Below are 315 nucleotides of genomic sequence, written 5' to 3'. Positions count from 1 at the left end.
CGGCGTTGGGCGGCCTGATTCTGGGTGCGGGTGCGGCGTTCGCGCGTACGGCGCTCTATCGGGGCGTGACCGACGCGCAGGAGATCGAGGAGCAGACGGGCCTGAACGTGTACGCGACCGTGCCGCTGTCGCAGGCGAAAGTCGCGCGCATCGGCAAGGCGCCGAAGCTGCCCGCTGACGGGAAGTTCCTGCTGGCGAGCGAGTTTCCGCGCGACCCGTCGATTGAAAGCCTGCGCCGGCTCAGAACCGCGCTGCATTTTGCAATGCTTGAATCGGAGTCGGGCGACAATCGCGTGCTGCTGACGGGGCCGACCG

At 67.9% G+C, this 315-nt stretch carries 1 pseudogene; it reads left to right on the top strand.

The window, feature by feature from the left end:
- A pseudogene (locus AB3X94_RS42060) lies at positions 1-315 on the top strand (tyrosine protein kinase); the annotation flags it as partial.

The organism is Paraburkholderia sp. BR10923 (genome assembly GCF_040948765.1).
Lineage (GTDB): Bacteria > Pseudomonadota > Gammaproteobacteria > Burkholderiales > Burkholderiaceae > Paraburkholderia > Paraburkholderia youngii.
The sequence above is the reverse complement of the archived record's forward strand: the minus strand, read 5'-3'. Positions and strand labels throughout refer to the sequence as shown.